Origin of the sequence: Nocardioides sp. YIM 152588, from assembly GCF_040191335.1 — a bacterium.
Lineage (GTDB): Bacteria > Actinomycetota > Actinomycetes > Propionibacteriales > Nocardioidaceae > Nocardioides.
This window is the reverse complement of the sequence record NZ_JBEGDJ010000022.1, coordinates 16,775-30,191: the sequence shown is the minus strand read 5'-3', so window position 1 is coordinate 30,191 and position 13,417 is coordinate 16,775. Positions and strand designations below refer to the sequence as shown.

The 13,417-nt window shown below is 73.9% G+C and carries 9 protein-coding genes and 1 pseudogene; 6 read left to right on the top strand and 4 right to left on the bottom strand.

The window, feature by feature from the left end; all coding sequences use genetic code 11:
• Nucleotides 1-19 precede the first annotated feature (19 nt).
• Nucleotides 20-1,498 (bottom strand): hypothetical protein, encoded by a 1,479-nt coding sequence (locus ABLM29_RS12345; protein ID WP_349714412.1) that lies wholly within the window; start codon nt 1,496-1,498, stop codon nt 20-22.
• Between the two features lie 139 nt (nt 1,499-1,637).
• On the opposite strand from ABLM29_RS12345, the gene ABLM29_RS12340 reads away from it, so the two are divergent.
• Nucleotides 1,638-4,748, top strand: a complete 3,111-nt coding sequence (locus ABLM29_RS12340; RefSeq protein WP_349714411.1) for a M14 family metallopeptidase — start codon at nt 1,638-1,640, stop codon at nt 4,746-4,748.
• A gap of 18 nt (nt 4,749-4,766) precedes the next feature.
• Here the strand turns inward: ABLM29_RS12340 and ABLM29_RS12335 are convergent, their stop codons facing one another.
• Complete coding sequence (locus tag ABLM29_RS12335; protein ID WP_349714410.1) at nt 4,767-5,429, bottom strand: NAD(P)-dependent oxidoreductase; 663 nt, start codon at nt 5,427-5,429, stop codon at nt 4,767-4,769.
• Between the two features lie 130 nt (nt 5,430-5,559).
• On the opposite strand from ABLM29_RS12335, the gene ABLM29_RS12330 reads away from it, so the two are divergent.
• Both ABLM29_RS12330 and ABLM29_RS12325 read left to right on the top strand, forming a co-directional pair.
• Nucleotides 5,560-6,525 (top strand): AraC family transcriptional regulator, encoded by a 966-nt coding sequence (locus ABLM29_RS12330; RefSeq protein WP_349714409.1) that lies wholly within the window; start codon nt 5,560-5,562, stop codon nt 6,523-6,525.
• A gap of 121 nt (nt 6,526-6,646) precedes the next feature.
• Nucleotides 6,647-7,249, top strand: a complete 603-nt coding sequence (locus ABLM29_RS12325; protein ID WP_349714408.1) for a hypothetical protein — start codon at nt 6,647-6,649, stop codon at nt 7,247-7,249.
• A 126-nt stretch (nt 7,250-7,375) separates the two neighbouring features.
• Here ABLM29_RS12325 and ABLM29_RS12320 read toward each other — a convergent pair whose 3' ends face one another.
• Nucleotides 7,376-8,719, bottom strand: coding sequence for a cytochrome P450 (locus tag ABLM29_RS12320; protein WP_349714407.1), 1,344 nt, complete (start codon nt 8,717-8,719; stop codon nt 7,376-7,378).
• Nucleotides 8,720-8,760: 41 nt separating this feature from the next.
• On the opposite strand from ABLM29_RS12320, the gene ABLM29_RS12315 reads away from it, so the two are divergent.
• The 3 genes from ABLM29_RS12315 to ABLM29_RS12305 are packed head-to-tail and all read left to right on the top strand — an operon-like array spanning nt 8,761 to nt 12,448.
• Entirely contained in the window at nt 8,761-9,648 is an 888-nt protein-coding gene (locus ABLM29_RS12315) for an alpha/beta fold hydrolase (protein WP_349714406.1), read from the top strand.
• A 50-nt stretch (nt 9,649-9,698) separates the two neighbouring features.
• Nucleotides 9,699-11,639, top strand: coding sequence for a 1,4-alpha-glucan branching protein GlgB (gene glgB / locus ABLM29_RS12310; RefSeq protein WP_349714405.1), 1,941 nt, complete (start codon nt 9,699-9,701; stop codon nt 11,637-11,639).
• A gap of 23 nt (nt 11,640-11,662) precedes the next feature.
• Nucleotides 11,663-12,448 (top strand): NUDIX domain-containing protein, encoded by a 786-nt coding sequence (locus tag ABLM29_RS12305; protein WP_349714404.1) that lies wholly within the window; start codon nt 11,663-11,665, stop codon nt 12,446-12,448.
• 84 nt (nt 12,449-12,532) lie between these two features.
• On the opposite strand, the pseudogene ABLM29_RS12300 reads toward ABLM29_RS12305, so the two are convergent.
• Nucleotides 12,533-13,387, bottom strand: a pseudogene (locus ABLM29_RS12300) (EamA family transporter); the annotation flags it as partial.
• Between the last annotated feature and the right edge of the window lie 30 nt (nt 13,388-13,417).

Genomic DNA, 13,417 nt, shown 5'->3' with positions numbered 1-13,417 from the left:
CCGTCGGGGGTGCGGGCGGTCAGCCCCGGCTCGCGCCGTACCCCAGGAGGGCCGCCAGCCCGAGCGCGGAACGGGGCGCGTAGGCGGCTCGCCAGAGCCCGCCGTGACAGGCCTGGTCCGCCTCGGCCCACCACGGATGGCCGACGTCCGGCGGGCCGACGTACAGGTCGTGCACCAGCAGCGCCGCCATCAGCACCCGCGTGGTGGCCGGCTCGAACACCTCGATCCCGAACCGGTGCGCGCCGGCGTACGCCGCGGCGAGCGCCCGGTTCTTGACCACCGACCGGGTGCGGGTGGGCGGCGCGATGTTCATCGAGACCGGCCGTCCCTCGGCCGCCTCCACGACGGCGCGCCAACGGTGCAGGCGCTTCCCGAGTGCGTAGTTGGGGCCCTGCTGCGGCACCAGCGCGTCGCACAGGCCGGGCTCGGCGCCGGGCAGGTAGGCCCGACGCAGCAGCCGGCCACCGCTGAGCGCGCGCAGGCCGCGACCGGGGACCTTCGAGAGTCGCGAGCGGCCCTCGTACGCCGCGACCGACGCGGCCACGGCCTCCCCCGGCACCGCGAACACGTCGGTCGGGGTGGCGAGGTAGGCGAGGACGAGGTCCGCGTGGCGCTCCCGGACCCGGGACGCCACCTCGTCGGACGCGGCGGAGACGCGGACGTTGAGGCCGCCGTCGGCGTAGAGGTAGTTGCCGAGCACCAACGGCCCGTCGAGCGCGGAGATCCAGGCGGCGACCGAGGGCATCTCGGCGAGCAGGTCGATGCCCGCCCGCTCGGCCAGGGGCGCATCCCCGCGCCGCGCCGGCACCAGCAGGGTGCCGGCACCCTCGCTCGCGTCCGCCAGCACCCGCTGCCAGATGTCGGGGCGGGGAAGGTCGACTCCCGCGACCGTCGCGCCCCACCGGAGGAAGACCGACGCGGGGCCGACCTCCGAGCCCACGCCGAGCGCGACCAGGGTGCGACCGGGCAACCGCAGCCACTCCGGATGGGCCGCGACGTCCGCGACCGACGCCGCCACCGACGGCTCGACGACGCCCGCGGACACCCACGCGTCGAGCTGGGCCGTCAGGCGATCCCCGGACAGCAGCTCCCCGCGGTACGGCAGCTCGAGCCGGGCTGCCGGCGGGGAACCGCCGCTCACCTCGACCGTCTCGTGGGCGGCTCCAGTCGACTGCGGCGCGTCGGCCAGGGCCATCTCGCGGCCGTCCTCGACCCACCTCATCCCGCCGGCGATCGCGTCGGCGCCCTGGCGGGCGATCCTCACCGCGGCGTCCGGACCGACCAGGCCGGCCTCGACCAGGCGCCCGAAGTGCGCCAGGTAGCCGGAGCGCCAGGAGGTCTCGCGGGCCGCCGCGGCGGCGCCGACGGGGTCGACGCCGTCGAGCGCCGCCGCGACCACGGTCCGGCCGAACGTCGTCGTGCTCCGCCGCTGCGTGCCGGGCTCACCGGTCAACGGAAACTCGACGCCCTGCGTCGCAGCCATCTGGTCGGCGCTCATGCGCCCGAGGCTAGCGGGGCCAACTACCACGCGGGGCGCCAGAAGGACACTCCTTGGCACCGACCGCACGGGTGCCCTACGTTCGGCAGCAGTGCTCCCGCGCTTGGTCCGAATTACTCGCAACGTTGGGAGTCGATTCATGCACAGAGCCCTCGCGACCGCGGTGTCAGCCGCCGTCCTTCTCGCCACCGCCGCACTCGCGGCCCCACCACCGACGGCGTCCGCGGCACCGGGAGGCGATGACGGGGCGCTCGACGCGTACCACGCCAAGGTCTCGGCCGCTCAGCTGCAGGAGCTGAACGCCGCCGGCGTGGACGTCACCCAGGTACGCCAGAAGGGGAACGGCTTCGAGGTCGACCTGGTGCTCGACGCGGCGGGGCGGGACAAGCTGCGCGCCCAGGGAGTCCAGCCGAAGCTCACCAAGGTCAACGGCAAGACGGTCCGCGAGTACGCGGAGTCGCAGGCCGAGAGCGGCTACACCGTGTGGCGCGACTACGACGGCCCCGGCGGCTACGAGGAGATCCTGCGCGACGCTGCGAAGAAGTACCCCCAGATCACCAAGCTGGTGAAGCTCGGCACCACCGAGCAGGGGCGCGACCTCCTGGCGCTCAAGGTGACCCAGGGCGCCCGCGGCATCGCCGACGGCAGGCGCCCGGCGGTCATCTACAGCGCCACCCAGCACGCCCGCGAGTGGATCGCGCCGGAGATCGACCGGCGGCTGATGGTCCACTACCTCAACGGCTGGCTGAAGAACGACCAGTCGATCAAGCGGCTGCTGCGCTCCACCGAGCTGTGGTTCTTCCCGGTGATGAACCCCGACGGCTACCAGTACACGTTCACCGAGGGCCACCGGCTGTGGCGCAAGAACCTGCGCGACAACGACGGAGACGGCCAGGTCACGGGTGCCGACGGCGTCGACCCGAACCGCAACTACCCCGAGCACTGGGGCTACGACGAGGAGGGCTCCTCCTCGATCCCCTCGAGCCAGACCTACCGCGGTCCGTCGGCCGCCTCGGAGCCCGAGACCCAGGCGATGATGAAGCTGCTCGACCTGTCGAAGGCCGAGTTCCAGGTCAACTACCACTCCAACGGCGAGTGGCTGCTCTACCCCGAGGGCTGGCAGATCGGCTCCCCCACGATGGACGACCCGATCTACTACGCGCTCTCCGGCAACCTGGACACCCCGGCCATCGAGGGCTACCACCCCGGCCTCAGCTCGGACGTCCTCTACAGCACCAACGGTGAGGAGAACGACTACGGGCACGCCGAGGCGGGCGCGCTGACCTGGACACCGGAGCTGTCGCCCGGGTGCCCGACCTGCGGCTTCGTGTTCCCCGACGACCCGGCGCTGGTCGAGGCCGAGTTCCAGCGGAACCTGCCGTTCGCCCGCTCGGTCGCCGACTCGGCCGCCGACCCGGCCAACCCGAAGTCGGTGCTGGGCATCGAGACCAAGCCCTTCTACCTGAAGAGCGAGGACGCCTACAAGGACGGCCTGCCCGGCGCGAACTTCACCTTCCCCTACTCCTACGGCGACCCGCAGCCGGTCCAGGTGCTGGCCCAGCGGTCCCTGGGCCCGGTGACGCTGAAGTACTCGATCAACGGTGGTCCCGCCCAGAGCGCACCGACGAGCGAGTGGAAGAGCGCGGGCCGGTACCAGCCCCCGTCGGTCTACTACCACCAGCTGCGCGGCACGGTGACGGGCACCGACCCCGGCGACAGCGTCGAGGTCTGGTTCGAGGGTGGCGGCGAGACCAGCGACTCCTTCACCTACGACGCGGTCGCCGAGTCCGGCAGCAGCGTGCTGGTGGTCGCCTCGGAGGACTACTCCGGCGCCTCGCCCAACCAGGCGGCCGGCCCGCACTACCTCGACTACTACCTGGACGCGCTGGCGAACAACGGCATCACCGCCGACGTGTACGACGTCGACGCGATGGGCCGCGCCGCCCCGGACGACCTGGGCGTGCTCGGCCACTACGACGGCGTCATCTGGTACTCCGGCGACGACGTCGTGACCCGGAAGCCGGGCTGGACCGGCGGCAACGCCGACCGGCTGGCGCAGGACGAGATGCTCAACTTCCGCTCCTACCTCGACGAGGGCGGGCGGGCGTTCTTCACCGGCGACTGGGCCGGCGAGCAGTACACCGGCAACGTCGGGAGCCAGCTGTACGACCCGAAGGGCGAGGGCCCCTGCCGCGTCGGCGGGGTCCTGAACCCCGACTACGACCCGCGGCGCTGCGCGCCGTTGAACGGTGTGGGCGACGGGACGAACGACGTGCTGCAGTACTGGTTCGGCGGCTACCTCGCCGTACCGGGCGACGGCCTCGACGCGAACGGCGATGCCTACGGCGTCAACGGCATCGGTGACCCGTTCACGGCGCTCACCTGGGCCATCAACGGTGGTGACGGGGCGGCGAACCAGACCCTGACCTCCTCCTTCATCGCCACCAGCGGCGTGCTGCCGGTCAGCGACTACCCGCAGTTCGAGAGCGCGCCGGTGGCCCGCTACGACAAGCCGGGCGGGCCGTTCGACCCGCACACCGGCGACGGCTACGTCTACTCCCAGATCGCGGACGTGACGTACAAGCAGCTGAGCCGGTCGGTGGACGTGCCGGCGGCGGGCGGCGACCTGTCGTTCTGGACCTCCTACGACACGGAGGCCGACTGGGACTACCTGGCCGTGGAGGTGCAGCGTCCCGACGGGACCTGGACCACGCTGCCCGACGCCAACGGCCACACGTCGCAGGGCACAGGCCTGAGCTGCCCGTCCGGCTGGGCCGCGCAGCTGCACCCGCAGCTCGACGCCTACCAGACCGTCAACGGCGACGGGACCTGCTCGCCCACCGGCACCACGGGCGAGTGGAACGCGGCTAGCGGGAACTCCGGTGGCTGGCAGGAGTGGTCGATCGACCTGTCGGCGTTCGCCGGGGAGACGGTGCAGGTCGCCATCTCCTACATCAGCGACTGGGGCACCCAGAACCTGGGCGTCTTCGTCGACGACGTCACGCTGCCGGACGGCACCTCGACGTCGTTCGAGGGTGGTGACACCGGCGGCTGGGAGGCGAGCGGTCCTCCCGAGGGCAGTGCGCCGAACGCCAACAACTGGGTGGTCACGGACGCCTCCGGGTTCCCGGTGGGGGCGGTCATCTCGACACCGCACTCCCTGCTGGCCGGGTTCGGGTTCGAGGCGATCAGCACCCAGCCGGAGCGCGACACCGTGATGGCCCGGGTCCTGGAGCACCTGCTCCCGTGACCCCGGCCGGCCGGGTGCTCAGCCCGCCGCGACAGCGGAGAGGCTGAGCACCCGGCCGACGGCGTCGGTGCCCTCGAGGGCGTCGGCCGCGACCCGCGCGACCTGGTGGCGCGAGATGCTCATCGTCGCCACCCGGTCGTCGGTGCCGACCCACACCGGCGCGGTCGTCTCCTCGTCGTTCAGCACCACCGGGCGCAGGATCGTCCAGTCCAGCCCGCTCCCCCGCACCAGCCGCTCCTGCCGCTCGTGGTCGTCGACCTGCGGGCGGATCGCGAGGGTGAAGAACGCCTTGAGCGCGAGCGGGAGGTGTGCGTACGTCTCGCCGATCCCGTACGTCGACTGCACCACCAGGCGCCGTACCCCGTGCTCGGCCATCGCGTCGACCACCGCCCGGGTGCCCCGCGAGCGGACGTCCAGGGGCGAGGACGCCCGCCGGGTCAGCCGCACCCGGAACGGGTTGTCGGAGATGCCGAGCGCCACCACGACGGCGTCCTGGCCGACCATCGCCTTGCCGAGCGCGTCGGGGTCGAGCACGTCGCCCGCGACGGGGCGGACGCCCTCGGGCCGGTCGGCCTCGCCCGCGCCCCGCGAGTAGGCGGTCACCAGGTGTCCGCGTCGCGCGAGCTCGGCGACGATCCGGGCACCCGTGCCCCTGCTCGCTCCTACCACCAGAACCTTCATGTCTCCTCCTGGAGCCCGTGCCCGGAGCTGTTCCGGGCTGGTTCCAGCGTCCGCGGCGAGCCGTGGACGCTCAATGCCCGTGCGACCGCCCTTCTTGCTCGATCGTCCACACGGGCGCAGACTGGGGAGCATGGCGAGGGACGTCCTCAGCGAGACGCTGCACGGCTTCGGGATGAGCGGTGTCTTCTACGCCGTCTCCGAGCTGGCCGCCCCCTGGGGCATCGACATGCCACCGATGCCCGGCATCCTCGTCTTCCACCTGGTCACCCGGGGCGGCCTCGTCCTCGAGGTGGACGGCGAGACGACGCCGATGGCGGCCGGCGACGTCGTACTGGTCCCGCACGGCACGGGGCACACGATCCGCGACGCGGCCGGCAGCCACGCGACCCCGCTGTTCGACCTGCCCCGCGAGGAGCTCGGCGAGCGGTACGAGCGGATCCGGGTCCCGGGGCCCGGCCCCACGACCGAGCTGGTCTGCGGCGCGGTCGGCTTCTCCGGGCTCGGCGTGGCCCGGCTGGTGAGCGCCCTGCCGCCGGTGCTGGCCGCGGGCCGCGGCTCGGACGCGGCGTGGGTGCGGGCCGCGTTCGAGGTGATCGCGGAGGAGTCCCGCAGCGCCCGGGTCGGCAGCGACGTGGTCACCGCCCGGTTGGCCGACGTGCTCGTGGTCCGGGCCGTCCGCTCGTGGCTGGAGTCGGAGGCGCCGGACCGGGGCTGGGTCGCCGGCCTGCGCGACCCCCTGCTCGGGCGGGCGCTGGCCGCCTTCCACGCCGACCCCGGCGCACCCTGGACGCTGGCCTCGCTGGCCGCGGGGGCCGGGATGTCCCGATCCGCCTTCGCGGCCCGCTTCCGCGACCTGCTGGGCGAGCCGCCGATGGCGTACGTGACCGCCTGGCGGATGGACGTCGCCGCCCGCCTGGTGGCGGAGGAGGACCTCCCGCTGGCCCGCGTCGCCGAGCGGGTCGGCTACCGCTCCGAGGCGGCGTTCAACCGCGCGTTCCGCCGCGCGCACGGGGTCACGCCCGGGACCTTCGCCCGGCGCGGCCCCGCCTTCCGGGATCGGGTGGACCTGCCGGGCGCACCGCCGGTGCCGGCCTGATCCCCGCCGCGCGGGACCGGCGGCCGAACCGTTCGGACCCTGGCGCGCGGGGGCCGAGGCGAGTAGACAGGAAGGACCGGCGGTGCCTGCCGGGCACTGCCCCGTCCGAGAGGAGAGGGCCGTGTTCGCACGCTCCACGACGTTCCACGGCAGGCCCGGCAACATCGACGCGGGCATCAACTTCGTCAAGAACGAGGCGTGGCCGGCGCTCGAGAGGATCGAGGGCTGCCGCGGCCTGTCGATGCTGGTCGACCGGCAGTCCGGGCAGTGCATCGCCACGAGCTCCTGGGACTCCGAGGAGTCGATGCACGCCGGCGACGCGGCGCTGCGCCCCATCCGCGACCGCGGGCGCGACATCCTCGGCGCGACCATGGAGATGGACGAGTGGGAGATCGCGGTCATGCACCGCTCCCACCACGGCGCCTGCTGCCGGGTCACCTGGATGGAGGGCGACGCCGACGCGATGCTGGAGATGTTCCGGGTCGGCGTGCTGCCCGCGCTGGAGGAGTCCGACGGCTTCTGCAGCGTGAGCGTGCTGGTCAACCGGGCCGACTCCGTGGGCTGCGCGACGACGGTCTGGGAGTCGCACACCGCGATGGAGGCCAGCCGGGCGATGGCGGACCAGCTGCGCGCCGGCGTCGCCGCCGAGACCGGTGGCGGTGTGGCCGAGGTGCACGAGTACGACCTGGCCTACGCGCACCTGCACGTGCCCGAGATGGCCTGACGCGGCTGGGGTGCCGGCGCCCCGCCGCCGGGGCGGGGTCGTGTGCCTGAGAACCCTCCATGCCGGGGCGTGAGGCACACGACCCCACGCAGCCGAGCAGGGAGGGACCTCCCCGCGGCGGCCGCCTCAGCGCTGCGGCACCGGCAGCACCACGGGCAGCCGCTCGTACCCCCGGAGGATCCGCGTGTGCCGCCGCTCGGCGCCCGGCGCCACGGCGAGGTCCGGGAAGCGCTCGTGCAACGCCCTGAGCGCCACCTCGCCCTCCATCCTGGCCAGCGCGGCACCCAGGCAGTAGTGGCGGCCGCCGGAGAACGACAGGTGCTCCGCCGCGTTCTCCCGCGTCACGTCGAAGCGATGCGGGTCGGCGAAGACCTCGGGGTCGCGGTTGGCGGCGGCCAGCACCGTGGTCACCACGGCACCGCGACGCAGCCGCGTGCCGGCGATCTCCGTGTCCCGGGCGACCGTGCGGCCGGTCAGCAGCACCGGCGGGTCGTAGCGCAGCACCTCGTCGACCGCCCCACCCCAGGACGCCTCCCCCGCCACCAGCGCGCGACGCTGGTCGGGGTGCTCGGCGAGCAGCGCGATGCCGTTGCCGATCAGGTTGACGGTGGTCTCGAAGCCGGCCGCGAGCACGAGCCCGGCGGTGGCGATCAGCTCGTCGTCGGAGAGGGTCGCGCCGTCCTCGTCGCGCGCGGCGACGAGCTGGCTGAGCAGATCCTCGCCGGGCGAGCGGCGGACCGCCTCGACGTGGTCGCGCAGCCAGGCGTCGAACTCCCGCAGCGCACGCTCGACGCGGACGAACGTCGGCAGCGCCAGCCCCATGTCGAGGCTCGGCGCGGCCATCGTCCCGAAGTGCCGTACGACGCCGCGCTCGTGCGCCGGGACGCCGAGGACCTCGCAGATCACCGTCACCGGCAGCGCGGCCGCGTAGGCGTCGACCAGGTCGACCGGCCCGTCGGCCCCCGTCCCCAGCTCGCCCAGGTCGTCCAGCAGCTCGCCCGCGATCTCCTCGGTGCGCACCTGCAGCCGCTGCACGGCGCGCACCGTGAACACGCGCGTGACCAGCTTGCGCATCCGGGTGTGGTCGGGCGGCTCGGTGGCCAGCAGCGACGGCGGCACCAGCGGCCCCATCGGCGCCGAGGCGGCGGCCCACCGGAACAGGCGGGCCAGCGGCGCGTCCGTCGGCAGCCCGATCCCGACCTGGACGTCGGGACTGGTCAGCGTCTCGCGGACCACCGCGTGCCGGCCGGTGGTCCAGGCGAAGTGGCCGCGGTAGAACGGGCCGGCCGCGCGGATGTCGTCGAAGAGCGCCAGCGGCAGGTCCTGGGACGAGCGGCTGGCCTGCATCGCCATCGCCTGCAGGTCGCCGCGCCGGGCCCTGCCGGCCATCGCGGTGCGGGGCAGCGCGTGGCCCAGCCCCCACCGGGTGAACGACTGGGTCGGGGCGAGGATCCGGTCCGCGACGGTCACACCGCCGATCGTAGGCGCGATGCCATGGCACCATCGGGGACGTGACGTACACCACAGGAACCTTCGTCTCCCCCGTCGACCGGCTGCCGCTCGCCACCTACGCCTGGGACCACGTCGACGACCCGCGCGGGGTCGTCCAGATCGCCCACGGCCTGGCCGAGCACGCCCCCCGCTACGACCGGCTGGCCGGGGCCCTCAACGCGGCCGGCTACCTGGTCTTCGCCACCGACCACCGCGGCCACGGCCGGTCGATCGACGGCGCCCCCGGCGACTTCGGCGCGGCCGGTTTCGACGGGCTGATCGCCGACCTGGCGGCGTACGGCGCCGAGCTGGCCGCCACCCACCCCGGCCTGCCGCTGTTCCTGGTCGCCCACTCGATGGGCTCGTTCGCCGCCCAGGCCGCGCTGCTGGACCACTCGGCGCAGTACGCCGGCGTGGTGCTGACCGGGTCCACCGCCCTCGACGTGCTGGGCGCCGCCATGGCCGAGGCCCCCGAACCGGCCGGGCTGGAGGCGTTCAACGCCGGGTTCGAGCACCGCACCGGCTACGAGTGGCTCTCCCGGGACGAGGCCGAGGTGGACCTCTACGTCGCGGACCCGCTCTGCGGCTTCGACCTCCCGGCGGACACCGTGCCGGCGCTCTTCGCACCCGCCGCCCGCCTCGCCGACCCCGCGGCGCTGGCCGGGATCGACGGCGACCTGCCGATCCTGATCGCGTCCGGGTCGGCCGACCCGCTCTCGGGCGGCGGCCAGCTCGTGGAGCTGCTGGGCCAGCGGTACCGCGACGCCGGCCTGGCCGACGTCACCGTCACCGTCTATCCCGAGGCCCGTCACGAGGTCTTCAACGAGACCAACCGCGACGAGGTGACCACGGACGTGGTCGGCTGGATCGCGGCGCACACCCGCGCCGACGCCCCGGCGGCCGGGTAGCGCCCGCGAACACCCACCCGCTCGAACCCACGCTGGCTAGACTCGGCGGGATGCCACAACCAGAGAGCAGCGCCTTCGGTCCGGTCCTCGGCGAGATCGACCTGCACCTGGTCAGCGAGGGTCGCCACGAACAGCTGTGGCAGGTCCTCGGTGCCCGTGTCCGGACGGTCCCGCACCCCACCACCGGCGAGCCCGTGAGCGGCACCGCCTTCGCCGTCTGGGCGCCGAACGCGCAGGCGGTCAGCGTCGCCGGCGACTTCAACGGCTGGGACGGCAACGCCCACCCGCTGGCCGGCCCGCACGGCCCGGGCGTCTGGGAGACCTTCGTGCCGGGCGTCGGCTCCGGCACCGGCTACCAGTTCCTGGTCCACGGCGCGGACGGGGTGTGGCGCTACAAGGCCGACCCGTTCGCGGCGTGGGCCGAGGTGCCGCCGGCCCGCGCGTCGCGGGTGTTCGCCTCCGAGCACGTGTGGACCGACGACGAGTGGATCGCGGCCCGCGGGTCGAGGACCGCCGTGTTCGAGCCGATGTCGGTCTACGAGATGCACCTGGCGTCCTGGAAGCGGCACCCCGACGGCACCCTGTGGAGCTACGACGAGCTGGCCGCCGAGCTGCCGGGCTACCTGGCCGACCTGGGCTTCACCCACGTCGAGCTGATGCCGGTGATGCAGCATCCGTTCGGAGGCTCGTGGGGCTACCACGTCACCTCCTACTACGCGGCCGACTCGCGGTTCGGCGACCCGGACGGCCTGCGCCGGCTCATCGACGCCCTGCACCGCGCCGGGATCGGCGTGATCCTGGACTGGGTGCCCGGCCACTTCGCGACCGACGAGTGGGCGCTGGTCCGGTTCGACGGCACGGCGCTGTACGAGCACCCCGACCCGCAGCGCGGCTGGCACACCGAGTGGGGCTCCCACATCTTCGACTTCGGCCGCCCGGAGGTCCGCAACTTCCTGGTCGCCAACGCCCTGTACTGGGTCGAGGAGTTCCACGCCGACGGCCTGCGCGTGGACGGCGTCGCCTCGATGCTCTACCTGGACTACGCCCGCCCCGACGGCGAGTGGACGCCGAACGTCCACGGCGGCCGGGAGAACCTCGAGGCCGTGCAGTTCCTCCAGGAGCTCAACGCGACCGTCTACAAGCGCTCCCCCGGCGTGGTCACCATCGCCGAGGAGTCCACGGCCTGGCCCGGCGTCACCGCGCCGACGTCGGCCGGCGGTCTGGGCTTCGGCTTCAAGTGGAACATGGGCTGGATGCACGACACGCTCACCTACCTGCAGCGCGAGCCCGTGCACCGCTCCTACCACCACGGCGAGATGACCTTCACCCTCGTCTACGCGCACGCGGAGAACTACGTGCTCCCGCTCAGCCACGACGAGGTGGTGCACGGCAAGGGGTCGCTGCTGCGCAAGATGCCCGGCGACCGGTGGCAGCAGCACGCGAACCTGCGCGCCCACCTGGCCTGGATGTGGGCCCACCCGGGCAAGCAGCTGGTCTTCATGGGCACCGAGCTCGCGCAGTCGTCGGAGTGGGCCGAGGCCGGCGAGCTGGACTGGTGGCTGCTGCAGTACCCCGAGCACCGCGGCAACCGCGACCTGCTGCGCGACCTCAACCGCGCGTACGCCGACGCCCCGCCCCTGTGGCGCCGCGACAACGACCCGGGCGGCTTCGTCTGGATCGACGCCAACGACGCCGGCCACAACACCTTCTCCTTCATCCGGTACGACGACGCCGGGGAGCCGCTGGTCTGCGTGGCCAACTTCGCGGCCGTCCCGCACGAGGGCTACCGGCTCGGGCTGCCGCGCGCGGGCGCCTGGACGGAGGTGCTGAACACCGACGCCGCGGCCTACGGCGGCTCCGGGGTCGGCAACCTCGGCCGGGTGGAGGCGGTGGCGGCGGGGCCGATGGAGGCAGGAGCCCCGGGCGGCAGCCCGGCGTACGCGACCGTGGTGCTGCCGCCGCTCGCGGTGCTCTGGCTGCGACCCGCCTAGTGCCGTCTCCTAGGGTGGGAGCCGTGCCCGAGCAGCCCCACACCCACCTCAGCAAGGTCGAGGACGGGGTGGTCCGGATCGCCTGGACCTCGGACCTCACCGCCCGGGGGTGGCAGGCGGCGGTCGACGTGGTGCGCCGCGAGGTGGCCGCCGCGCTGGTCCACCACCACCGCGTCGAGGCGAAGGTCCGCGCCGGCGACGACACCGCGCAGCGGATCGCGACGTGGTCGGGCCTGCGCCGCGAGGGCGTCGAGCGGCGCCGCGACGGCGACCTCGTGGTCTACGCGCGGCTCTCCGACGACGCCGCGCTCAACGAGCCGGGCGGGTTCCGGGCGCTGCTCAACTCCTTCCTGCCCCGCAAGCGCGCGATCGCGCAGATGCTGATCCGCGACGACGCGGCCGGGCGGGACGCGGAGCCGCGGGTGCTGCTCTGCCGGCTCACCTACAAGGCCGACTGGGACCTGCCCGGCGGCGTGGTCGAGGTGAACGAGTCGCCGCAGCTGGCGGTGGGCCGCGAGGTCACCGAGGAGCTGGGGCTGACCGTCGAGCCGGGCCGGCTGCTGCTGACCGACTGGATGCCGCCGTGGGGCGGCTGGGACGACGCCGTCGGCCTGGTCTTCGACGGCGGCGCGCACCCGGAGTCGCTCATCGACGCGGTGGTGCCGCAGGAGCGGGAGATCCGGTCAGCGGCGTTCTGCACCCTCGACGAGGTCGACGAGCTCGCGGCCGACTTCACCGCCCGCCGGATCCGGGCCGCGCTCGCCTCCCTCGCCGGCACCGGCACCACCTACACCGAGTCCGGTCGCTGACGGCGCCGCTGTCGCCGCTGTCACTGCCGCCGCTGCCGACCCGGCCGTCGCCGCCGCGGCACGGGGCTGCCGCAGCGCGACCAGCACGCCCAGCACCAGCACGGCGCCGCCGAGCAGCTCCCCGACCGACGGCCGCTCGCCGAGCAGCAGCCACGCCGAGCCCATCGCCACCGGCGGCACCAGCAGCACCCACGGCACCACCGCGGCCGACGGGTGCCGCGACAGCAGGCCGTTGAAGATCCCGTAGCCGACCAGCGAGGCCAGCACCGCGGTGTAGAGCGTCGAGACCGCCGCGCGCCAGCCGAACGCCGCGACCGCGTCCCCGAACGCGCCCGGGCCGTCGAGGACCAGCGAGAGCAGCGCGAGCGGCACCGGCACGACGAGGGCCGACCAGACGGTGAGCGCCAGCCCGCCGGGCGCCCCCGAGGCGCGGGAGACGACGTTGCCGATCGCCCACATCAGGGCCGCGGTCAGGCACAGGCCGAGCGCGACCAGCGGCACGTGGCCGCCGCGTCCCAGCGCCACCACCAGCAGCCCGGCGGCGCCCAGCAGGACGCCGAGCGCCTGGCGGCGGGTGGGCCGCTCGCCGAGCGCGAACGCTGCGATCAGGATGGTCAGCACCACCTGGGCCTGCAGCACCAGCCCGGCCAGCCCGGCGGGCATGCCGGCGTGGATCGAGACGTAGAGGAAGCCGAACTGGCCCAGCGACATGAACGCGCCGACGGCGAGGATCGTGCGCCAGGCGACCGGCGGGCGCGGGACCAGGAAGATCGCGGGCACCAGCACGACGACGAACCGCACCGCAAGGAAGAGCAGCGGCGGCACGTCGCCCATCCCCCAGTCGATGACCACGAAGTTGAAGCCCCACACGGTGGCGACGAGGGCGGCCAGGAGGGTGTCGCGTCGGTTCACGCGACCACCCTCCCCCGGCCGATCCATGAAGCACCAGCGAATAGTTGTGTGCCGTTC